Genomic DNA, 24,277 nt, shown 5'->3' with positions numbered 1-24,277 from the left:
ATAAAAAAAGCTCCAAAAATGGAGCTTCTGAATTATCTTAATACAGCTTCAAAATTCTTTTCGAATGTTTGCTGTAATTTCTGCATTATTTTGTCTATTTGTTTGTCTTCTAACGTTTTGTTTTCATCTTGCAATACAAAACTAACTGCATATGATTTTTTACCCTCTGGTAATTTATCTCCCTCATACACATCAAACAAATCTACTTCTTTCAACAGTTTTCTTTCTGATTGAAATGCTAAATTGTAAATATCTTTGAACTCTATCTTATTATCTAACAACAATGCTAAATCACGCTTAACTGCTGGGAACTTAGGTAAATCAGTTACTTTAATCTTCTTCTTCCCTACTAAATCTAAGATATTTTGCCAATTTAAATCAGCAAACAATACTTCTTGCTTAATAGAAAACTCTTTTAAAATAGCTCTCTTCACTACACCCAATTCAACCAATTTCGTTTTTCCTAAACTTAGTGTAATTCCTTCTGAGAATACATCTGATTTAGTTGGTGTTGTTTTTAAATTATCAATTCCTAAGCGACTTAACAATGTTGTTACAACTCCTTTCAAATAAAAGAAATCTGATGCTTGAGTTGCTACTCTCCAACTATCTGGAGTTCTATTTCCTGTAACAAACAGCGTTAAATGTTTATCTTCTTGATATCCGCTTTCGTATTTGTGATAGGTTTTTCCAAACTCATAAAACTTTAACGAATTTTGTTTTCTGTTGATGTTATAAGCTACTGACTCTAAACCACTAAATAATAACGACTGACGCATCACTTTTAAATCGTTACTCAGCGGATTTAGCATCTCTACATTGTGCTCAGGATTCAAACTCTCAGACAAGTCAATATAATCTGCCTTTGTTAATGAGTTTGCCATAGTTTCGTTGAAACCAAGTGATGACAACTGATCCGCTACAATATTTTCAACTTTAACTTCTTTATCGTTATCAAAAGAAATTGAAGTGTTTAGCTTATGAGAGAACTCTATATTGTTATAACCATACACACGTAAAATCTCCTCAATAATATCTGCTTCACGTTGTACATCTACACGATATGAAGGTACTACCAATCCTAAACCAGCTTCGGTAACACTATTAATTTTAATATCTAATGAAGCTAAAATCTTTTTAATGGTTTCTTTTGGAATTTCTTGACCTATTAATTTGTAAGCATTTTCGAATGATAAGAATACCTCAAAGTCTTCAACCTTAACTGGATAAAAGTCTAAAATATCTGAAGACATTTTCCCATTTGCATATTCTTCTATCAACAACGCTGCACGCTTTAAAGCATACTTAGTTAAATTGATGTCGATTCCTCTTTCAAAACGGAAAGATGCGTCAGTATTTAACGCGTGGCGCTTTGCTGTTTTACGAATAGAAACAGGGTTGAAATATGCGCTTTCTAAAAAGATAGTATGTGTACTTTCAGTTACTCCAGAGTTTGCTCCTCCAAAAACACCACCAATACATAACGGCTTGCTATCAGCATCACAAATCATGATATCTTCAGAAGATAATTCTCTTTCTACATCATCTAACGTAGTGAACTTTGTTCCTTCTTCTAAGGTTTTCACTACCACTTTACCTCCTCTAATTTTAGAAGCATCAAAAGCGTGTAATGGTTGTCCTAACTCATGCAATACGTAGTTAGTAATGTCTACAATATTATTTTTAGGGGTTAACCCAATTGCTTTTAATTTATTTTGAATCCACTCAGGAGATTCTTTTACTTCAACATCTGTAATCGTAATACCACAATAACGGGGCACTAAATCTTTATCTTCAATTTCAATATCAATTTTATGTGTACGCTCGTCTACATGAAAATTTGATACCGATGGAGAGATCAACTCTATATTCGTTCCTTGTTGAATTAAACCTGCACGTAAGTCACGAGATACACCAAAATGACTCATCGCATCCGCACGGTTCGGTGTTAAACCGATTTCAAATACGTAGTCAGTTTCAATATTAAAAACTTCTGAACAAGGAGTTCCTGGAGCTAAACTTTCATCTAACACCATAATTCCATCATGACCTTTACCTAAACCTAATTCGTCTTCGGCACAAATCATTCCATGGCTTTCTTCTCCTCTTATTTTTCCTTTTTTAATTTTAAATCCTTCACCTTTCTCATCATACAACATGGTACCAACAGTTGCTACAGGTACTTTTTGTCCTGCATCAACATTAGGTGCTCCACATACAATTTGCACTGGATTACCATCTCCTAAATCAACAGTTGTAACTTTTAACTTATCAGCATTTGGGTGTTTTACACAAGTTTTTACTTCTCCTACAACAACTCCTTTTAAACTTCCTTTAATACTTTCAACAGTTTCTATACCTTCTACTTCAAGACCTAAGTCTGTCAATAATTCTCCTGTTTTTTCAGCTTCCCAGTCTGTTTGTAAAAATTGTCGTAACCAATTGTATGATATCTTCATAATCAATCTCTAAATTTAGCCTGCAAATTTACGTAAAATAAAGGAAAAAATATCATCTTGTTTCTTATAGCTTCTACGATATTGAATGTTAACATTTTGGTAACCTTCTATATTTACTTTTTTTTGTTGATTTGTAGCGTATTAACAAAATTTTAACACAAGTTCATTTACATGAAAAAATTATTACCCTTCTTTATATTGATAACTTCGTTATCAGTATTTTCACAAATTCCTTCTTATTACAACGATGTGAATTTGAATTTAACTGGCACTGCGTTGAAAAACGAGCTAGCTACAAAAATTATCAATACTCACACTACTAACCTATCATATACTCCTGGTATTTGGGATGCTCTAAAACAAACAGATTTAGATCCTAACAATCCTAATAAAGTGCTATTAATATATGGATATAGTGATACTGATGGTAATTACGTAACAGATAGAACAAGAGATAAAGATGCTAATGGTGGTACAGCTGGCACACAATGGAACAGAGAGCATGTATATGCAAAATCCTTAGGAAATCCGAACTTAGGAACTTCTGGTCCTGGTGCTGATGCTCACCATTTAAGAGCTGCTGATATCTCTTTCAATTCACAAAGAAGTAGTAAAAAATTTGCTACAGGTTCAGGAAATGCTGGTGATGTTGCAAATGGATGGTACCCTGGTGATGAATGGAAAGGAGACGTTGCTCGTATGATGATGTACATGTATTTACGTTACGGCAGTCAATGTTTGCCTACAGGTGTTGGTACAGGTTCTACAATGGCTTCAGATACTAACATGCTTACCTTATTCATTCAATGGAATGTTGACGATCCTGTTTCTGATTTTGAAAAACAACGTAACCCTATTCTTGAAAACCTTCAAGGAAATCGTAATCCATTTATTGATAATCCTGCTTTTGCTACTGAAATTTGGGGAGGTCCACAAGCTGAAGATTTATTTGGTGGAGGAAGCAGCTCAGATACACAAGCTCCTTCTGCTCCCACTAACTTAGCTGCTTCAAATGTTACACAAACTTCTGTTGATTTAACATGGAATGCTTCAACAGACAATATTGGTGTTACAGGTTACGATATATATAAAGGCACTACTAAAGTTACTACAGTAACAAGTACTTCTTATAATGTTACAGGTTTAACGGCTGCTACAAACTATACTTTTTCAATAAAAGCTAAAGATGCTGCTGGTAATGAATCTGCTGCAAGTAATACTGTTTCTATAACAACTCAACCAAGTTCTGGTGGTGGAAATGGAACTGCTACAGATTTATTAATTTCTGAATATGTAGAAGGTTCTTCAAATAATAAAGCTATAGAAATAGCTAATTTTACTGGAGGTTCTGTAGACTTATCTGGATATTCTTTAAAGAAAGCTGCTAATGGCGGTGGATGGACAAATACACTTACTTTAAGTGGTCAATTAGCTAATGGTAATGTATACGTAATTGCTAATAGTAGTGCTTCTAGTACAATACTTAACAAAGCAGATAGAACTGATACTGGAGTACTTTCTTTTAACGGAAATGATGCTGTAGGATTATTTAAAGGGAGTAAATTAATTGATCTAATTGGTAATCCTAATAGCTCATCTACGTTTGCTCAAGATGTAACTTTACAAAGAAAATCTTCTATTAATTCTCCTAACAGTAATTATACAACTTCTGAATGGAATACTTTAGCTAATGATACCTTTAGTGGCTTGGGAAACCACAACATTGATGGTGGAACTTCTACTCCAGATACTACAGCTCCATCTACACCTACCAATGTTGCTGCTTCTAATATTACACAAACTTCGGTTAGTCTAACTTGGACAGCAGCTACAGATAACATTGAAGTAACTGGATATGACGTATTTCAAGGTAGTTCTGTAATAGCAACTGTAACTACTACAAACTATTCAGTTAGCGGTTTAACAGCTGCTACAAACTATACTTTTTCTGTAAAAGCCAAAGATGCTGCTAATAATATTTCTTCAGCAAGCAACACTGTAAATGTAACAACTTTAACAAATACCGTTTCTTACTGTAGCTCTAAAGGAAATAATACAAATTATGAATGGATAGATAACGTTGTTATTGGAGGAGTTTCAAATGCGACAGGGGCTAATGGTGGATATGGTGACTTTACCTCTCTTACAGCAAATCTTCCTTATGGAAATAATACTATTGTTGTAAGTGCTGGTTTTGCTAGTTCTTCTTACACAGAATATTGGAAAGTATGGATTGATTTCAATAAAAACGGAACTTTTGAATCTTCAGAAGAAGTTGTAAGTGGTTCCTCTTCTAGTTCAGGAAACTTATCATATACTTTTTCTGTGCCTACTTCTGCTTTATCAGGAACGACAAGAATGCGTGTTTCTATGAAGTGGAATGCTGCTCCATCAGCTTGTGAAACTTTCTCTTATGGTGAAGTTGAAGATTACACAGTTAATATTGGTAGTAGTGCAAAAGGATTAGAGAATAACACCGTTACTATAGATGGAAAATTGGAAAACGAAGCTCCTATTTTTAGCGCAAGTGTTTCGCCAAATCCTACAGCAGATATAGTAAAAATTCAATTGGCAGATGACAGAAATGCTACTTTTAGAATTACAAGTTTTACAGGACAACAAGTATTGAATGGAAAAGTGACTCATAACAATATTAATATTGCTAACTTAAATAAAGGAATCTATATCCTTGAGGTAAATGATGGTCAAAAATCGTTTACTAAAAAAATTATTAAAAAATAATTTTTCCTACAAAGACACAAAAAGGCTACCATTTTGGTAGCCTTTTTTGTTTTAATATATTGAAAAGTATTTAAACTTCTATTGTTTTTTTAACTTCTTTAGAGGATGAAAACACATAGGCATACAACCACATTAAAGTAAATGTAGGTACCATATCCAACCCTGGCATTGCTTCTTCTATAAAAGCTATAACCCCTGCAATTTTACCTTTGTTCCCTTTATACATTTTAGTCATTATATATGCTGATGCTGGCGCCCATACAATATCTGACAACTCTCCAATACCCGGAATTAGGTACGATACATATCCTATGACATCAAACAACAAACTCAATACTAATTTTTGATACTTTTTTTCTCTGTTCATTTACATTGAAATTAATTCTATAATTCACAAATCAAAATTCAAGCCAGAACATATACATTTTGTTTTGTAAATTAATATGTTTGTTCTAAAATACTAAAAAACAAATGATTTTTTCTGATTTCATCAATCAAATAGAAAAATTACAAAAAAAGCAATTGGGTGGTTTAACATCACAATTTAAGCTCGCTCCAAAACTACGTGCTCGTTTTTCAGAAGAACTTATTAAAAGTAAACAACCAAAAAAAGCAGCTGTTTTAGCATTATTTTACCCTGACAGTAATAATCAAACTCGTTTTTTACTTACAGAACGAGCGAGTTACAATGGAGCTCATTCATCACAAATCAGTTTTCCAGGTGGTAAATTTGACCATTCAGATAATAATTTACAAACTACTGCTTTACGAGAAACCTATGAAGAAGTTGGAATAGCTTCTGAAACTATACAAATTATTAGGCAAACTTCAAATGCTTACATACCACCTAGTAACTTTTTAGTAGCTCCTTTTATTGGAGTTTCTAGTAAGACTCCATTATTCACCCCTAATGACGAAGTTGCTGGCATCATTGAAGTTTTATTAGCTGATTTATTAGACGACTCAAATGTAGCTTCAGTAGAAATGGAAACTTCTTATATGAAAAACATTGAGGTACCTTGCTTTAAATTAAATGATTACATCGTTTGGGGCGCTACAGCTATGATGCTCTCTGAAATTAAAGATTTGTTTAAATAGTTTTATTCTATTTTTCTTTTGTAATTTAGCATTTACACTAATAAAACCTGATTATAAAATGCCTTTATTTAAAAGGAATCCTTTTGGACATATTTTATGGATTAAAAAGTGGTTAATCCGTATTTTAGGGGTTATTTCACATGGTCGTTATCGTCGTTTTAACGAACTACAAATTGAAGGTTCAGAAATTATACGCCAACTCCCCGAACAAAATGTACTTTTTATTTCTAACCACCAAACTTACTTTGCTGATGTAGCTGCCATGTTTCATGTTTTTAATGCAGCTCTAAAAGGTCGAGTAGATAATATCAATAATATAGGATACATTTGGAATCCTAAATTAAATGTATATTATGTAGCTGCAGGTGAAACCATGCGTTCTGGTTTACTACCTAAAATATTTGCCTATACTGGTTCAGTATCTATTGATAGAACCTGGCGAAGTGCAGGAAAAAATGTAAACAGACAAGTAAAATTGTCAGACATTTCTAACATTGGTAAAGCCTTAAATGATGGTTGGGTAGTAACATTTCCTCAAGGAACAACCACTGCTTTTAAACCTATTAGAAGAGGTACCGCACATATTATTAAAACCTATAAACCTGTTGTTGTACCTATAGTAATCGACGGTTTTAGACGTTCTTTTGATAAAAAAGGATTACAAATTAAAAAACGTAATGTATTACAATCTATGGTAATCAAAGAACCTTTAGAAATAGATTACGAAAACGAAACTGTTGAAAATATCGTTGAAAAGATTCAATATGCAATTGAACAGCATCCTTCTTTTTTAAAGGTATTAACACCAGAACAAATTAAAGAACAAGAAGAATTGAACGAAAAACGAAAGTTTTGGAGTTAATTCAATTATAAAAGCTTTTAATCATACAATACTATGGCTAAAAAATCAATATTAACTAAGAAGTCAATAGACTTTTTAGAAAAATACTTAAACAATGCAGCTCCTACTGGATATGAGTGGGAAGGTCAGAAAATATGGATGGACTACTTAAAACCATACGTTGATGATTTCATCACAGATACTTATGGAAGTGCTGTAGGTGTAATTAACCCTGAAGCTAAATATAAAGTAGTTATTGAAGGACATGCAGATGAAATTTCTTGGTATGTAAATTACATTTCTGATGATGGATTAATCTATGTTATTCGTAACGGAGGAAGTGACCACCAAATTGCACCAAGTAAGATTGTAAACATTCACACAAAAAATGGAATTGTAAAAGGAGTTTTTGGTTGGCCAGCAATTCATACGCGTAACAAAGCTAACGAAGAAGCACCAAAACCTGAAAATATCTTTATCGATTGTGGTTGCAATACCAAAAAGGAAGTTGAAGAACTAGGGGTACATGTAGGTTGTGTAATTACCTATCCTGATGAATTCCATATTTTAAATGGCAACAAATTTGTATGTCGTGCTTTGGACAACCGTATGGGTGGATTTATGATTGCTGAAGTAGCGCGTTTATTACACGAAAACAAAAAGAAATTACCTTTTGGTTTATATATCACCAACTCTGTTCAAGAAGAAATTGGTTTACGTGGTGCTGAAATGATTACACAAACCATTAAACCTAACGTAGCTATTGTTACAGACGTAACACACGATACTACCACTCCTATGATCGATAAGAAAAAAGAAGGTCATTTAGAGTTAGGAAAGGGACCAGTAGTTGCCTACGCTCCTGCTGTACAACAAAAACTACGTGATTTAATTATTGAAGCTGCCGAAGAAAACAAAATTCCTTTCCAACGTTCAGCTTTATCGAGAGCTACAGGTACTGATACAGATGCTTTTGCATACAGCAATGGCGGTGTTGCTTCTGCTTTAATTTCATTGCCTTTACGTTATATGCATACTACGGTTGAGATGGTTCATCGTGAAGATGTTGAAAACGTAATTAAGATGATTTACGAAAGTTTATTAAAAATTGAAGATGGAGAAAACTTCTCTTACTTTAAATAATCTCAAAAAGCCTGTTTAATTAAACAGGCTTTTTTTATTTCATCCCATCAATTTTGTATCAAACAATTTAGTAATTTTGAAGTAAATATTGTATCACTTTAAACTATATGATTTTACTTTTTTGCTAGGTCTATATGGCATCTCTTCAAAAAGCTAAAACAGACCTAAAAACGAATGAAAAATTGAATTTTTTATTCGTTTCTAAATGGGGCGAATCACTTGATATCGCTTATACCATTAAACAAGAAGGACATTCGGTTAAAATGTTCATCGAAGACAAATCTTCACGAGAAATTGGTTTCGGATTTATTACAAAAGTAAGCGACTGGAAAAAGCACATTGACTGGGCTACCATTATCATTTTTGATTACACTGGATATGGGAAAATATGCGATGAGCTTAGAAATAATGGGAAACTTGTTTTTGGTGGATCTGAATATACCGATTTGCTTGAATTAGATAGAAATTTCGGACAAGAAGAATTAAAAAAACATAAGATTAAAACACTTCCTTCTAGAGAATTTTTCAATTTTGAAGAAGCTATCAATTATGTTGAAAAAAATCCAGATGCTTATGTGGTAAAACCTTGTGGAGAAACACAAGACTTAAAGCAATTATTATTTGTAGGCACTGATGATAAAGGCTTAGACGTAATTAGAATGCTAAAGGCCTATAAAAAATCTTGGGGAGATAGTTTTGGAAATTTCCAATTACAACGAAAAGTAAAAGGTGTAGAAATAGCTGTTTCAGCCTTTTTTAATGGTACTAATTTTATTCAACCTTATAACATCTCTTTCGAGCATAAAAAGTTCTTTCCAAAAGAATTAGGAGTGTCTACTGGTGAAATGGGAACTAGCATGTTTTGGACAAAAGATTCTCCTATTTTTGAACTAACACTCGGTAAATTTGAGCATACGTTAGAAAAAAAAGGGTTTGTAGGACATCTTGACATCAACTGTATTGTAAATGGTAATGGAATTTACCCTCTTGAGTTTACTTCTCGTTTCGGGTACCCACAGATATATATACAAAGAGATGGAATTAATGAACCTATAGGAACTCTTTTTTACAAAATTACTACAGGAAAACACTTTATTATCAACACTAAAAAAGGTTTTCAAGTAGGTGCTTATATGGTAGTTCCTCCATTTCCTTTTAAGGATAAAAAAAGTTTTGAATTGTTTTCAAAAGATTCAGTAATTCTCTTTAAAAAAGAAATGAAGGAAGGAGTACATCCTATCCATATAAAACAAGTAAATTCAGAATGGTTAATAACAGGTAATGATGGAATTGCTCTTTTGGTTACTGGTACTGGTGTTACTATGAAAGACGCTCAAAAAATGATGCAAAACCGAATAAATAACATCATTATTAACAATAGTTATTATCGAACTGATATTGGTGATCGTTGGCTAGAAGATTCAGATAAACTATGGGCATGGGGACTCTTATAAAGAAATTTGATTCCATACTAATTAAAGTTATTAATAATGAAACTCATTATTTTTCTATTCTATCTAATGAATGGCAAGAATTAATAATTCCGGTTTGGAAAAAACATAAAGCCACTTCTAAAATAGTGGGATTATATGTAAACAATCAACTTATAGGAGGAGGTATTTTGTTTCGCAAAATGCCTCCTTATGCTACTAATTTTGAAAAAAGTAACAGTTATTTATTCGAAAAGGGGTATCTATATTTAGGCTATATTTGGATTTGTGAAAAATATAGAAATAAAGGCTATGCTAGTGTATTTTTAACCTTATTGAAAAAAGATTATCCAAATCAAAAGTTTTGGTTAACTATTGAAGAAGAAAATCTTCGTTATTTTTACGAACAGAATGGTTTTACGATGCATGCTGAAAGTGATGATATAACAACTACTAAAGAATGGATTTTAATATACAATGGATGAATTAATAGATATCGTTGATGAAAATGGAAATTATACAGGCAAAACCTGTTTAAAATCTGAGGCCCATAAACACGGGTACTTCCACCCTACCATTCATGTTTGGTTATACACTTCTGATAAAAAAATATTGCTTCAAAAACGTGCTTTAAACAAAAAAGTATTTCCTGGACTTTGGGATATTTCGGTTGCAGGTCATATTGCTGCAGGTGAAGATGTCATAACTGGAGCTCTTAGAGAAGTAAAAGAAGAAATAGGTTTTGATATACTTACTGAAAATCTACACAAAATAGGTACACGTAAACACATGGTAAATCATCTTAATGGAATTATTGATAATGAATTTCATCATGTATTTATTGCTGAATTAACAATTCCTCTTAAAGACTTAACACTGCAAGAAGAAGAGGTTGCTGAGCTAAAATTATTCAACTTAGAGACCATTTTACATACTAAAGACTACGAAAACTTTTTACTCCCTCAATATCAAGACTATTACTGTTTTGTATATGATCAAATTCTAAATAATCTTTAGTATATTATAGAGTCAAATTTCATTACACATGAAAAAGCTTCTATTTTGTTTACTTCTTTGCATACTACAATCATGTGTTTCTAAACAATATCTAAAAAAACATGGTTTTTCAGATGATATTAAAAGCATAAGAGAAGAAGTATATATCGTTGAAAACAATCAAAAAAAATTACTTCAAACCAAAACTATACACTTTACTAAAAACGGACGCGTAAAAACATCAAAAACTATTGATAGTCTTGGTAATCTTATTGAAAAGACCGAAAAGCGTCTTTGGTTTGAAAAGCATTCGTACCCTAACAAACTTCCATATTATTGTAAAACTCGTTGGAAACCAAAACAACGAGAACGTATTAGCTGTTATACTCAAAAACAGTATAAACAAAATGAAATTATTGTACATTATACTCAAGACGATATAATTGATAAAATAGTAGATAATTTTTCTACATTCTACACACATCAATATCAATATACCAACGGTGACCTTAACAAAATAGTTATTACGGATAAAGACAACAATCCTGTAGATACAATTAATATTGAGTGTATCACAAAAGACAGCAGAGGAAATTGTCTTAAACAAAAGAAGAAATCTACCTCTTCAGATACCATATGGGTTACATCTTTTACATTCACTTATAAATAATATTTAAAACTTAAAATAAGATGAAAAACATTTAAACTTAAATAGCTATATTTAAGACAAATAATCATTCTTATATGTTAACCAAACAAGAAAAATCTGCATTAAGAAGTAGGTTGTTTCGTCACTTAGACGGAATTGTGACTTGTCCAGCAGCATACATCTTACACGAAAAAGGAATCACAAACTACTTATTAGAGAAAAAATCAGCTAGTTTAAATGAAATAGCTTCCAAGTTTAATGCTAACGATGGCTATTTGAATGTGGCTTTAAGAACATTATGTTCGCAAGGTTGGTTAATACAACATGTAGATAATACGCATAACACTGTACATTTTGAAATCAAAGAAGTTTCTGCTATTGCATTTTCATACTTTCACATTTATAAAGAAGCTTTTATTTTATTAAAGTTCTCTGAAAATTACAGTGCTAGAAAGTTTGAAATTGAGCCTTTTGAAAAGTTAGAAAGCTTGTATCAAAATTTTACCAATAATTTTGGAATTGAACCTCCTTCAACTTCCAAAGAAAAAGAAATTTTGAACCAAATTCTTACACATATTGAAGGGATTATCGTTGGTCCAACTACTGTTTTATTAGGAATGAGCGGTATGTTTCATAAATACTTTATGCAAACTAAATTTAGCGCAGATGAATTTCATAAAGATGCTGAAAACTTTGGTCGGTTGTTAGACTTGTTAACTCGTTTAAAATGGTTTACCAAAACAAAAGATTCGTATGAATTTACCGATGAAGGCTTGTTTTTTGCCCGGAGAGCAAGTGCTTATGGAGTTACAGTATCTTACATTCCAACTCTTAGAAAACTAGACAAACTTATTTTTGGAAATCCTGATATTTTTAGAACTTCTGACATTGGAAATGACGAAATTCATGTAGATAGAGAAATGAATGTTTGGGGAAGCGGTGGTGCACATTCAACCTATTTTAAGGTAATTGATGAAATTATCATCAATCTGTTCAACAAACCTATCAATGAGCAGCCAAAAGGTATTTTAGATGTTGGCTGTGGTAACGGTGCGTTTTTAAAGCATTTATTCAATGTGATAGAAAACCAAACCAAAAGAGGTACTATGTTGGAGGACTATCCACTATTGCTTATTGGTGTCGATTATAATGAAGCTGCATTAAAAATTACTCGAAAAAACTTAGTACAAGCAGATATTTGGGCAAAAGTGATTTGGGGAGATATTGGAAATCCGAAGGCGCTATCAGAAGATTTACATGATAAATATGGAATCAATCTTTCTGACTTATTGAATGTTCGAACATTTTTAGATCACAATAGAATTTGGCAAGAGCCTGCTCCAACCAACAATTTGGCTATTACCAGTTCAACAGGAGCTTATGCATACAGAGGAAAACGTTTAAACAACAATTTGGTAGTAGAGTCTTTAAAACAACATTTTACCAAGTGGAAACCATATATCAGTAAATTTGGTTTATTACTAATCGAATTACATACATCAAAACCAGAATTGGTTGCTAAAAACTTAGGAAAGACAGCTGCCACCGCTTATGATGCTACACATGGTTATTCTGATCAATACATTATTGAGCTGGATGAATACATGAATGCTATGGAATCTATTGGATTAACCTCTGATAAAAACACCTTTAAAAAGTTTCCAAATTCAGAATTAGCTACAGTTTCTATCAATCTTTTTAAATAAAAAAAGCTACTGTAATTAGACTACAGCAGCTTTTTAAAGTATAAATTTATATGTGTTTAAATATTAAACCTAAACTCCTTAGTGCTAGACGATGAGTTTCCATTTTTGTCTAACACTACAATTTTTAGAAAATAGATTGTATTATAATCAATACTTTGTTTTTCTATAATACTACTTTCTGTTTCCTTAATTAATTCAACTGTATCTTTTGACTCCCCTAAATATACTTTATATTTTAAAATATCATTGTCAAGATCTGATGCTACCCAACTAATATTAATGGTACTATCTTTATTATCTTTTAAAGTTATACTTGCAGGAAATGGCGCATGGTTAGAAGTAGAAACTCCTTCTGTATAAAAATTCCATGTGTTATTACTTTGCTTTACATTATCTTGCCTAATAGCGACAACATTCCAAGAAAATTTTGTCGCTTTTGGCAAAGTAATATTCATAAAATTCATGTTAGTTATTTTTTCAATTCTATTTCCACTTTCAGTATTAGTAAGTACTACTTCATAAGATGTAGCATTTGTAGAGTTACTCCATTTTAGGGGAATAGAAACTTCGTTGTCAGATATTTTAGTTCCTTCTGTACAAAGCGTATTATTTTCAGGAAAGACTAATTCAAAAGCCCCTAATTCTGGTTCTGAAGGTATTGGGTCTTCACTACCTCCTCCTCCACAAGAAGTTAAAATTAATTGTGTAAATAGTATAAATATTAGTTTTCTCATTTTTTGAATATTTTAGTGTTAACAGTTTGTGTTGAAGTAGTAACTGTTACAAGATACATTCCTGTAGCTAGAGTATCCATTGGTAATTTAGCTACTCCGTTATAAACATCAAGTTTAGTTGATAATACAGTAGCTCCTTCAAGGCTTCTTACTGTAACCATAGCAGTATTATCTGTAACACCAGAAATGTTTAGATAGTTTGTAACAGGAATAGGATACAATGTAATACCATTAACAATAATACTCTTGTTATAAACACCTTGACATGGTTTATTTGTTGTTATTTCTACAGAGTTACTTCCACTGTCCAAATTAACAGTTATTTCTTGTTTACCAGCATCTTTAAAAGAGTATGAATATTCATTACTATTTACGGTTACTTTATAACTTTCACTTCCTGAAACTTGATACGTAATTGAAGTACCTGTTAAACTTTTTTGCGAAACTTTTAAGGCTGCTGGAGTGCTAACCATTACATTATAACATTGGCTAAAACTAGGCAACTCTGACGCGGTAACACATATTTCATAACTTCCAACAGGTAACTCTGTAATTTTTAATCCAGAAGTATAGTTTACATTTTCAAAAGTTTTATTTATTACATCTTGTCCTACCAAAATTACTTTATAAGTATAATCTTTCTTAAATAAAAGGTTTACAATACCGTTACTTTTATCTGGACAAGTTGTACTGTTTACCATAACCTGAATATCACTAGGTGCTATATCAATTAATTGGTATTGAGCACAACCATTAGCATCAACGACACTACCTTCAACTGTGTTCGGGCATTGATCAATATCATCATTAACTCCATCATTGTCTGCATCTATAATTTCTACATTTAAGGTGATTGGTTTTTTAATTAATGTTAAATTCGTAACCACACTATTTGTTATAAGACAGTCATATACTCCATTATCATCAATGTCAGCTTTACTTATAGTAAACGTTTTATCTTTAGTATTTAGAATGTTTTTTCCATTTAAACGCCAAGTATAAATATTATTTGGACTTGAAGTTCCTTCAACACTAAAGGTTATACTTTCATTTTGTTTAACTGTTATTTCTTTTGATACATCTAAGTGCGCTTGTGAATCATATACATAGTGTTTTAATTTATTTTTAATTGGCAAGAATTCATCTTCCAAATCTTTAAAAACAAAATTATTGTTCTCTATAACTAAAATATCAAAACTATCCATATCTTTAATAGTAGAAGGTATTTTTCCTGATAATTGATTTCCTCTCAAATATGCACTTTCCAACTTATTAAGATTTCCAAACTCAGAAGGTATGGGTCCTGATAAATTATTTTTATCTAATGACAAATATTCTAAATTAATTAGATTACCTATTTCAATTGGTATTATTCCTGTTAATTCGTTTTCAGCTAAACTAAGCCATCTTAACTTCACTAAGTTTTCTATCCCAAAAGGTATAAATCCAGACAATTTATTTTTTTCCAACATCAGAAATTCTAAATTAATAAGGTTACCTAATTCTCCTGGTATTATTCCTGTTAAATTGTTACTATTTAACGATATGTATTCTAAGCTAACAAGATTACCTATTTCTGATGGTATTTCTCCTGTTAATTGATTATTGAATAAATATAAAAATCTTAAATTAGTGAGGTTACCTATTTCTAGTGGAATCTCTCCTGTAAGTTGATTTGTTCCTATAGAAATGTTTTGTATTTTTATTAAATTTCCTATACTTTTTGGAATAGCTCCTGTCAATTTATTATTAGCTATATTTAAGTATGTTAAGTTCGTAAGATTACCTATTTCTAGTGGAATATCTCCTATAAGTTGATTTGTATATAAACTTAATTTCTCTAAAAAGGTTAATTTTCCTATTTCTTTGGGTATCTCTCCTGATAATTGATTTTGTGATAAAGAGATGTCTCTTAATTTAGTTAAATTAGTTACTTCAATTGGTATAGCACCTGTAAGTTGATTACCCCCCAAACTTAATTCCTCTAAAAAGGTTAATTTTCCAATCTCTTTAGGTATTACTCCAGATAGTTGATTATTTGAAAAGCTTAATTTTTTTAAATTGATAAGATTACCTATTTCTGGCGGAATTTCTCCAATTAACTTATTAGAAGAAATATTTAAAAATATCAAACTAGTTAAATTACCTATTTCAGAGGGTAACATCCCATTTAAATTATTAAAATATAAATCCAATTTTGTAACGTTACCATAAGTATCTAAGACAACACCTTTCCATGTACTCATTTGAGCATTAAGATCCCATGTTTCTGTCCAATTTACTCCATCAGTAGCATTATAAAGCGCTATAAGTGCTTCTTTATCACTATTATTTTCTGAACATCCTTTTTCATTTACAATCGCCCCTATTGGAGTATTTAGACATAAATCTATAGCATTATTTACTCCATCGTTATCATCATCTAATTGACTATCCGAACATCCGTCTACATTTACTGATTCTCCAGCTGGTGTATCTAAACATTTGTCTATATCATCATTTACCCCATCATTATCCGTATCAATAATATTAACATTTAAAGTGATAGGTTCACTAGATAATATTAAACCAGAAACTATACTATTAGTAATAATACAGTTGTACTCTCCTATATCAGATGTGGTTACACTATTTAAAGTGTAACTTTTATTGGTTGCTCCTATTATATTTTCTCCTTTGAACTTCCATTGATAATTATTATTATTAGAAGTACTATTTACTGTAAAAGTAATAGATTTATATTGATCAATGTTATGTACTTCTGGAACACCTATATCAGATTGTGGATGATAGTCATAACTCCTCAATTTGTCTTTTAACAATAAAAAATTATCTTCTAAATCGACAAATGTAAAACTGTTATTATGGATAGATAAATTACTAAGATTTATCATATCCTTAAATATCACAGGAATCTTTCCTGTTAATTGATTACCATCTAAAGTTAAATTTATTAACTTAGTTAAGTTTCCTATTTCTGATGGTATACTTCCTGTTAATTGATTACTAGATAAAATTAGATCTGTTAAATTGATTAAATTACCAATTTCTGATGGTATTACCCCTGTCAATTCATTGTAACGTAAGATCACACTTTCTAAATTAGATAACATTGTGATTTCCAAAGGTATACCCCCAGTTAATTTATTATGACCTAAGTATATAACTTTTAAGTTGATTAAATTACCAATTTCTGATGGTATAACTCCGGTTAGTTGATTAAAACCTAAATTTAGAGATGTCAAACTAATTAAATTACCAATTTCTGATGGTATATTTCCTGTTAACTTATTTGTACTAAAATTTAAACTGGTTAGGTTAGTTATGTTTCCTATTGCAGTAGGTATACTTCCTGTTAGTTGATTACTAGATAAACTTAGATCTGTTAAATTGATTAAATTACCAATTTCTGATGGTATACTTCCAGTTAACTCATTATTATCTAATAATATTTTTTTTAAATTAATTAGATTTCTAATTTCTAGTGGTACACTTCCAGTTAACTTATTTTTATATAACCATAAATTTCTTAAGTTCGTTAAGTTTCCAATCTCTGTAGGTATAACTCCTGTTAGTTGATTAGAGCTCAAAATTAGAGATGTTAAATCAATTAAATTCCCAATTTCTGAAGGTATGTTTCCTGTTAACTTATTTGTTCTTAAATTTAAACTGGTTAGGCTAGTTAAGTTTTCTATTGCAGAAGGTATACTTCCCATTAACTCGTTATAACTTAAATCCAAACTTTCTAAATTGGTTAAATCTCCTATTTCTTCAGGCACAACACCATTTAAATTATTACTATTCAACCATAAATAAGTCAAGTTGGTTAAGTTTTTAATTTCTAAAGGTATGATTCCTGTTAATTGATTTTTGTACAAAAATAACCTCTTTAATTCTGATAAATTACCAATCTCTACAGGCAATGTTCCATTAAGTCCTCTATTACTTAAGTTTAATTCTGTTACCCTACCAGCAGCGTTTGTTGTTACTCCTTTCCAAATGCTTATATCTGCATTCAAATCCCATGGATCTGTCCAATTAGCTCCATCGGTAGTATTATAAAATGCTATCAAAGCATTTTTGTCACTAATAGACTCTACTGTTCTGTAAACAATATTATTCCTTTTTAAAGTTAAGTTTGGTACACTTGGATTTTGTATTTCACAATAATACGTACCTGCATCTGCTAAACTAGCACTAGTTATTTGATAGGTAGCACTAGTAGCCCCTGTGATTGAAGCACTATTATTAAACCACTGATAGGTATTATTAGTACTTGACAAGCCTGTTACCGAAAAACTAACATTTGTTCCTTCCTCAAAAACAATGTTTTCTTCCTCGTTGATTTTGTTCTGCGGGCTATAAGTAAGCGTTGCTACATTATCTTCTAATACTTTAGCTATGTTGTCAAAAGAAGAAGCTCTTTCAAACACAGCGAAAGGAATATTATTATTACTTACATCTAAGGTTTTTATTCTAAATAAAGTACTCGCTGTATAATCTGGTAAATCTGTAAGCAAATTGTTTGATACATAAACATCACCCACGTTTGCAATTGCATTACCTATTTCAACTGGTAGTTTACCAGTTAACAGGTTTGAACTTAAATTTATCTCTACAAAGTGTCTTTCAGTAAGCGTAAAAAGTTCAACAGGTATATCTCCAGATAATTGATTATTTTGAAGATATAAATAATTTAAATCTTTTGCATAACCTAAACCGCCTGGTATAGCTCCAGAAATTGAATTATTTGAAAGATTTAATACATTCAAACTCTTCAAACTTCCTAATTCTGATGGTAAAGTCCCCACTAGGTTGTTATTAGGTAGGTTAATTTCATCAACATGTCTTTCGGCACCCGATGCACCAAAAACCACATTTGTTTTTACTCCATACCAATTCTGTGGAGAGTCATTCAAATCCCATTTGTTTGTCCAATTTGCTCCATCTGTAGCATTATAAAGCGCTATTAAAGCATCTTTATCACTTTGAGAAATTTCTTGAGCATTTACATATACGCCAAAAAGGACTAGCGTAAAAAGTAGTAGTCTTTTCATATAATTTTTTTTAATCGGTGCCAAAAGTAGTTAAAACTCACTCAATAAAAAAACTACCCCTCTTTGTTTTTCACACAAAATAAACATAGACTTCACTTATTTTAAATAAAATATCTTTACTCAGAATTAGCTACAGTTTCTATTATTCTTTTGAGAAATAATAAACCTTTTTTATTTTGATTTCCTTTCAGAAGTAGATAGAAAGTCAGTATTAGAAATTAATAAACTTTTAACAAACACAAAACACTTCTTTCTATTGCTTCGCTTTACCTTCGCGCGAAAAAGCTATGTCTCAACTTATTTTACTTTGACCATTAATAGTAACCTAACTTTTAATCGCTATACTTATTTTAAGTTTTAAAAAGGTGGGTAATAGTCTTTTATTTTCTTTTTAAGTACCCCATAAATTCTTCGCTTTTTAATAAAAGATTGATTGCAGAAAAATAATTAAAAACACAAAAAATTTAAAACATGAAATTAAGAGAAATCTTTATTATTATTCTTAGCCTAGTCCTTATTACTTCTTGCTCTAGCAATGATGACACTCCAAATTCGGGAGGCAATGATGGTGGTACTACACCTCCTAACGAATCTGTAAAAATTACAAAAATGAATTCTTTTACAGAACTTCCTCTAAAATCGATAGATTTTGAAAATGAAACAATAGGTTATGTTGCTGCTTCTATGTTAAATAACAAATCTGTAGCTTCAGAAATATTTAAAACTATTGATGGAGGTAATACTTGGGAAAAAGTATTTACCGACGGTTCTTTTTATATAGAAAAAATTAAAGTTTTAAAGTCTAATTTAATTGTAGCAATAGCATTTACAGGAGAAATTATAATCTCAAAAGATTCGGGTAAAACTTGGGATATTAATAACGTTTTAACTAACAAAGGAATTATCTTAAAGGATATTACTTATGATATTCATGATGAAATTTATATCGTTGGATATAAAGAAGCTATCAAAAAAGGAGTTATTTTCTTATCTTGGAATGAAGGGGAATTATGGAATGAATACGTAGGAAACGATGAATTTCAAAAAATGATGGAAAATAACATGCTTAGTAGTGTCGACTATATTAAAGAAACAGGTTATATGGTTATTGGTGGTGGTTTAAATGATAAGGGAGTTCTAGTAGGAAAGTATGAAGGTCAGTATGAATTAATAGAAACTCAGCAAGCTATACGTTATAATGATATTGCCTGTAAGGATGGAATAGTTATGGCTATTGGTAGCAATGGTATTGTAAATGCTGAAAATGAACGAGGTGGAATTTATGGTACTTATTCATCATACGATTGGCAAACTTTTGATTACAATAACAATAACCGTTTAACAGCTGTAGCATTAGGTACCGGAAGGTCGAAAAATATAATAGTTGTTGGTCGTAATAAATCAAATAATTTAGCAGACGGTGAATTTATGACTTTTTCAAAAGACAATGGTGATCATTGGAAACGTATTAACCATGAATTTGTTACTGCCGCTTGGAATGATGTTGAAGCACTAAACGAAAATACTTTCATCGCTATTGGTTATAAAGGTTTGCTAGTTAAAATAGTAATTGAATAGTTAGTACTATTTTACTTATAAACAAAAGAAGCTAGGTTAAAACCTAGCTTCTTTTGTTTTGTGTATTTGACAAAGCTTTATTTTTCGTCAACCACCATATTTTCTTTTACAGATAATAAATTAGCAAACAACTTATAGGCTCCAGAAACACCCGCTGGCAACTCTCTAAAGAAACTTAAGCCTGTATAGATATAGTTTCCTTTTCCATATTTTGCTACTAACAAACTTCCATTTTTAGCAGATTCTCCCTTATCATGCATAGATAATATCGGAGTGTACTCTTTACTCCATTTGTCAGGAAAATATAGTCCACGTTCTTGTACCCATCCATTAAAATCAGCTTCGGTAATTTTATTTGGATAATTTAAAATAGAATGATCTTTAGCTAACATAGTTACTTCAGAATACTCATCAGTTACTCTATCGCGTGATAATTGTAATTCATATGGTGCTTGCACATCTACTCCTCTATTCGTGTTGTACTGTATTATTAAGTTTCCACCATTTTTAACATAATCCAATAAATACTTCTGCTTAAATTGTAACTCTTTATTAGTATTATAGGCACGAATTCCAACAACTACCGCATCAAATTGAGCTAAATTACCGTTGATTTCATTTACATTCAATTCTGTTACTTCATAACCAATTTGTTGTAAACTTTCAGGAATCGCATCTCCTGAACCTTGAATATACCCTATCTGTCTTCCATTCTTTTCTATATTTAAACGAACAACTTTAGCTTGAGAAGTTAATAATACCGATTGCTTTGGAATATGATCATAATTGATTTCTACCAATTCTTTATCATAGTCTTTCCCTCCAACCGGAGCTTTTATTTTAAGTAATCCTTCTGATTCATTTTCAGTTGGAGTTACTGTAAAGTCTACCAATTGAATATCTCCTTTTTGTGCGATTGAAAAATCTGCTTCTTTTGGAAGCACTTTCCACCCTTTTGGAGCTAGTAAACTTATTTTTCCAGTAGTATTCACATCACCAGCTCTCACTTCTACACTTACTTTTCTTGGTTCCGAAGTAGCAAAAATCAATACTTTATCGTTCAACTTTGTAGTTACTTTAGGTAGTATTTCAAAAGGCTCATAGATTTCTCCTTTATCGCGTTTTGAATACCTATAGACTACTGGTTTAACAAAAGAAATAGCCTGATTTTCAATCATCAAATTAAATTGAACCTGAATTGGTCTTGGAGTTTCAGGTTTCCCTCTTAATTCCTGATTTTCTACTGTATACATCCCCATACTCCAAGGTTGCTGTAACCAATACGGTGATGAATACGAAATTTCAGGTATCAAAATTGTTTCTTTAAACGTTTTCTTTTCGTTATTAACTAAATCTATATCTTTCTCTATTTTTTTATGCACTGGAAGTATTTTTATAGAAGATAATTCTATTAACAATCCGCTTCTATTCAAAACTTCAAAATCGATATCAACAGTACTATTTGGCGTTGCACTAGAGTTCACTGCTGAGGCTTCTAAATACAATCCTGCACAGGCTTCGATAATTTCCTTTAATTCTTTAGTCTTAATCGATTTCCAGTGCTCATCTTTTAATTGTTGAACCTTTTGATACGCATTTAATAATGCTGGAAGATGTTTTGACGGATTTACAAAATCGAAATTTTGCTCTACATCATATAAAATATCCCCAATCTCTCCACCTCCTTCTACTCTATTCCAAGTGGTATTGATTCCTGAAAAAATGTCTTTTTTATCCTTTGGGAATTCTCCTTTTAAAAATTCAACATACTCCGTTTGACTTCCTCTAGTGGTTAATCTTCCAAAACCTTGACATAAGTGTTGACTACTTGCAATAGCCGCTACCTCATTATTAGACAATCCTTTCAAAGGATAATAGGTTCCTATATCAAAGTTTAACATCTTGCTTTTATCTGCTTTTGCAAATTTTTCTTCACTTCCATAAAACCACCAAGAAGTATTAAAGAACAACCTGTTTGGTTGCCATGTACTTGTATGTTGTAACTGCTCTGGGTATTTTGTTTTATCTCCAGCTAAATCGAAAGCTTCAACACTCAACATTGCAGAAGATGTATGATGCCCATGTGTAGTTCCTGGTGTTCTGTGATTAAAGCGATTGATAATTACATCTGGTTTGAAAGTACGAATTGCCCAAACTACATCTGCTAACACTTTCTCTTTGTCCCAAATTTTTAACGTTTCATCTGGATGTTTTGAATAACCAAAATCATTAGCTCTTGAAAAGCGTTGTTCTCCTCCATCAACTCCTCTCGCTGCTAACAATTCTTGGGTACGAATTACTCCCAACAATTCACGCATTTCAGGACCTATCAAGTTTTGACCACCGTCTCCTCGTGTTAGCGATAAATAGGCAGTTCTTGCTTTTTCATGATTCGATAGATAAGCTATTAATCGTGTGTTTTCATCATCAGGATGAGCTGCTATATACAAAGCTGAACCTAAAAAGTTTAACTTTTGTATTTTCTCATAAATCTGATTTGAGTTTAATTTTTGTGGTTTTTGAGCGTTTATTGTTAGCGAAATCAATAAAAAAGAAAAGGAAAGCAGTACTTTTTTGTGCATTTTTAATAGTTTGAGTAATACACAAATGTAACTTTTTTAGTTTGAGTTTAAATCATATTAACAAAACGCTAACACTTCTATAACAAAATGTAGATTACTTTACAAGTAGAGAAAAACTGGTTTATTATTTCTTCTAATCTAGAAAATACTCGTCTTTAAAACCTATCAGATACAATTTTTCTTGGGCACGGGTAACAGCTGTATATAACCAACGTAAATATTCAACTGAAGCTCCATCTGGTAAATAGGGTTGTTCAATAAACACTGTTTTCCATTGTCCTCCTTGAGATTTATGACAAGTCATAGCATATGAAAATTTAACCTGTAGTGCATTGAAATATTTATTCTTCTTTACGCCCATAAATTGTTTATACTTCGATTTTTCTTGAGCGAAATCTTCTTTTACCGCTTCATATAATCGGTTAGATTCTTCATAAGTTAATGATGGGCTTTCGCTTGTAAGTGTATCAAGTAATAATACTGTTTCAAAAGGTTTCATATCAGGATAGTCAATCATTCGGACTTCCACTTCAGCAAACTTAAATCCGTACAATTCTTTAATTGCATTAATACGCATCACTTCACAAATATCACCGTTTGCTATAAATCCTGCAGATGAAGAATCTTTTAACCAATAGTAATTGTTTTTTACCACCATTACATAATCGCCTGTAGAAATCTCGTTTTCTTGTCCACGGATTTTAGTTCGTATCTGTTGATTGTATTGGTTAGCTCGTTTATTTGAACGCACAATAATAGCAGTATCTTCTACTCCTATATCTCCGTCATAAGCCATCGTTATGGCATCTTGAATATCATACCCATCTTGTAAACGGATGATATCAGGATAGTTTAAATCGAATTGAAAATGTGTAGACTCATTCTGAATTAACAAACGTAAATCTGTTGCATTTGCCAATATTCCTGAGCCTTCTTCTTGTCGTACCACTTCATCCAATTCAATTTCGGTAACTTCTTTATTAAACTCAAAAGACAGATTATCCGCTTCTAAAGCGGGGCTCATCGTTAGTTTTACAGGTGGCAACTGTGCAGTATCTCCTATAAATATAATTTTACAATTTTTCCCTGAATACACATAAGAGATTAAATCATCTAATAATGAACCATTTTCAAACAATTTAGCATTCTGCTTTTCATCAGAAATCATTGACGCTTCATCAACTATAAAAAGTGTATCGGTATGTTTGTTGGGTTGCATTACAAAACTCACCCCCCCACTGCTCTGCTTCTTGGGAAAATAT

16 protein-coding genes are annotated in these 24,277 nt (G+C 31.4%); 10 read left to right on the top strand and 6 right to left on the bottom strand.

Features of this window, described 5'->3' with window-relative positions:
- Nucleotides 1-32: 32 nt before the first annotated feature.
- Nucleotides 33-2,459 carry a phenylalanine--tRNA ligase subunit beta gene (pheT, locus tag ACQY6M_RS02040; RefSeq protein ID WP_428743045.1) on the bottom strand — a complete coding sequence of 809 codons (2,427 nt, stop codon included), beginning with the start codon at nt 2,457-2,459 and terminating at the stop codon, nt 33-35.
- Nucleotides 2,460-2,630: 171 nt separating this feature from the next.
- On the opposite strand from pheT, the gene ACQY6M_RS02035 reads away from it, so the two are divergent.
- A complete protein-coding gene (locus ACQY6M_RS02035) occupies nt 2,631-5,201 on the top strand; it encodes an endonuclease (RefSeq protein ID WP_428743046.1) in 2,571 nt (856 codons plus the stop codon).
- A gap of 70 nt (nt 5,202-5,271) precedes the next feature.
- On the opposite strand, the gene ACQY6M_RS02030 is transcribed toward ACQY6M_RS02035, so the two are convergent.
- Nucleotides 5,272-5,568 carry a hypothetical protein gene (locus ACQY6M_RS02030; protein WP_428743047.1) on the bottom strand — a complete coding sequence of 99 codons (297 nt, stop codon included), beginning with the start codon at nt 5,566-5,568 and terminating at the stop codon, nt 5,272-5,274.
- Between the two features lie 104 nt (nt 5,569-5,672).
- On the opposite strand from ACQY6M_RS02030, the gene ACQY6M_RS02025 reads away from it, so the two are divergent.
- The 8 genes from ACQY6M_RS02025 to ACQY6M_RS01990 all read left to right on the top strand — a co-directional run bounded on the left by ACQY6M_RS02025 (nt 5,673) and on the right by ACQY6M_RS01990 (nt 13,064).
- The gene (locus ACQY6M_RS02025; RefSeq protein ID WP_428743048.1) at nt 5,673-6,299 is read left to right on the top strand and encodes an NUDIX hydrolase; all 627 of its coding nucleotides are present in this window, start codon (nt 5,673-5,675) and stop codon (nt 6,297-6,299) included.
- Nucleotides 6,300-6,357: 58 nt separating this feature from the next.
- The gene (locus ACQY6M_RS02020) at nt 6,358-7,161 is read left to right on the top strand and encodes a lysophospholipid acyltransferase family protein (RefSeq protein ID WP_428743049.1); all 804 of its coding nucleotides are present in this window, start codon (nt 6,358-6,360) and stop codon (nt 7,159-7,161) included.
- Nucleotides 7,162-7,194: 33 nt separating this feature from the next.
- Nucleotides 7,195-8,283 (top strand): M42 family metallopeptidase, encoded by a 1,089-nt coding sequence (locus ACQY6M_RS02015; RefSeq protein WP_428743050.1) that lies wholly within the window; start codon nt 7,195-7,197, stop codon nt 8,281-8,283.
- Nucleotides 8,284-8,417: 134 nt separating this feature from the next.
- Entirely contained in the window at nt 8,418-9,737 is a 1,320-nt protein-coding gene (locus ACQY6M_RS02010) for a phosphoribosylamine--glycine ligase (RefSeq protein WP_428743051.1), read from the top strand.
- Nucleotides 9,722-10,198 carry a GNAT family N-acetyltransferase gene (locus ACQY6M_RS02005; protein WP_428743052.1) on the top strand — a complete coding sequence of 159 codons (477 nt, stop codon included), beginning with the start codon at nt 9,722-9,724 and terminating at the stop codon, nt 10,196-10,198. The genes ACQY6M_RS02010 and ACQY6M_RS02005 overlap by 16 nt, the downstream gene beginning before the upstream one ends.
- A complete protein-coding gene (locus ACQY6M_RS02000; protein WP_428743053.1) occupies nt 10,191-10,730 on the top strand; it encodes an NUDIX hydrolase in 540 nt (179 codons plus the stop codon). The genes ACQY6M_RS02005 and ACQY6M_RS02000 overlap by 8 nt, the downstream gene beginning before the upstream one ends.
- Before the next feature lie 28 nt (nt 10,731-10,758).
- The gene (locus ACQY6M_RS01995; protein WP_428743054.1) at nt 10,759-11,379 is read left to right on the top strand and encodes a hypothetical protein; all 621 of its coding nucleotides are present in this window, start codon (nt 10,759-10,761) and stop codon (nt 11,377-11,379) included.
- Nucleotides 11,380-11,453: 74 nt separating this feature from the next.
- Nucleotides 11,454-13,064: a class I SAM-dependent methyltransferase gene (locus ACQY6M_RS01990; protein WP_428743055.1), complete on the top strand. Its 1,611-nt coding sequence runs from the start codon at nt 11,454-11,456 to the stop codon at nt 13,062-13,064.
- Between the two features lie 56 nt (nt 13,065-13,120).
- Here the strand turns inward: ACQY6M_RS01990 and ACQY6M_RS01985 are convergent, their stop codons facing one another.
- Both ACQY6M_RS01985 and ACQY6M_RS01980 read right to left on the bottom strand, forming a co-directional pair.
- The gene (locus ACQY6M_RS01985; RefSeq protein ID WP_428743056.1) at nt 13,121-13,798 is read right to left on the bottom strand and encodes a hypothetical protein; all 678 of its coding nucleotides are present in this window, start codon (nt 13,796-13,798) and stop codon (nt 13,121-13,123) included.
- The gene (locus tag ACQY6M_RS01980; RefSeq protein WP_428743057.1) at nt 13,795-18,855 is read right to left on the bottom strand and encodes a leucine-rich repeat domain-containing protein; all 5,061 of its coding nucleotides are present in this window, start codon (nt 18,853-18,855) and stop codon (nt 13,795-13,797) included. The genes ACQY6M_RS01985 and ACQY6M_RS01980 overlap by 4 nt, the downstream gene beginning before the upstream one ends.
- Before the next feature lie 471 nt (nt 18,856-19,326).
- On the opposite strand from ACQY6M_RS01980, the gene ACQY6M_RS01975 reads away from it, so the two are divergent.
- On the top strand, nt 19,327-20,433 hold the full coding sequence (locus ACQY6M_RS01975) for a WD40/YVTN/BNR-like repeat-containing protein (protein WP_428743058.1): 1,107 nt from the start codon (nt 19,327-19,329) through the stop codon (nt 20,431-20,433).
- Between the two features lie 77 nt (nt 20,434-20,510).
- Here ACQY6M_RS01975 and ACQY6M_RS01970 read toward each other — a convergent pair whose 3' ends face one another.
- Nucleotides 20,511-23,015: a PIG-L family deacetylase gene (locus ACQY6M_RS01970; protein ID WP_428743059.1), complete on the bottom strand. Its 2,505-nt coding sequence runs from the start codon at nt 23,013-23,015 to the stop codon at nt 20,511-20,513.
- Between the two features lie 133 nt (nt 23,016-23,148).
- Nucleotides 23,149-24,277: ATP-dependent DNA helicase (locus ACQY6M_RS01965; RefSeq protein WP_428744903.1), on the bottom strand; the 1,129-nt coding region annotated here is incomplete at its 5' end.

The organism is Tenacibaculum sp. (assembly GCF_050290165.1).
In the GTDB taxonomy this organism is placed as follows: Bacteria; Bacteroidota; Bacteroidia; order Flavobacteriales; family Flavobacteriaceae; genus Polaribacter.
The sequence above is the reverse complement of the archived record's forward strand: the minus strand, read 5'-3'. Positions and strand labels throughout refer to the sequence as shown.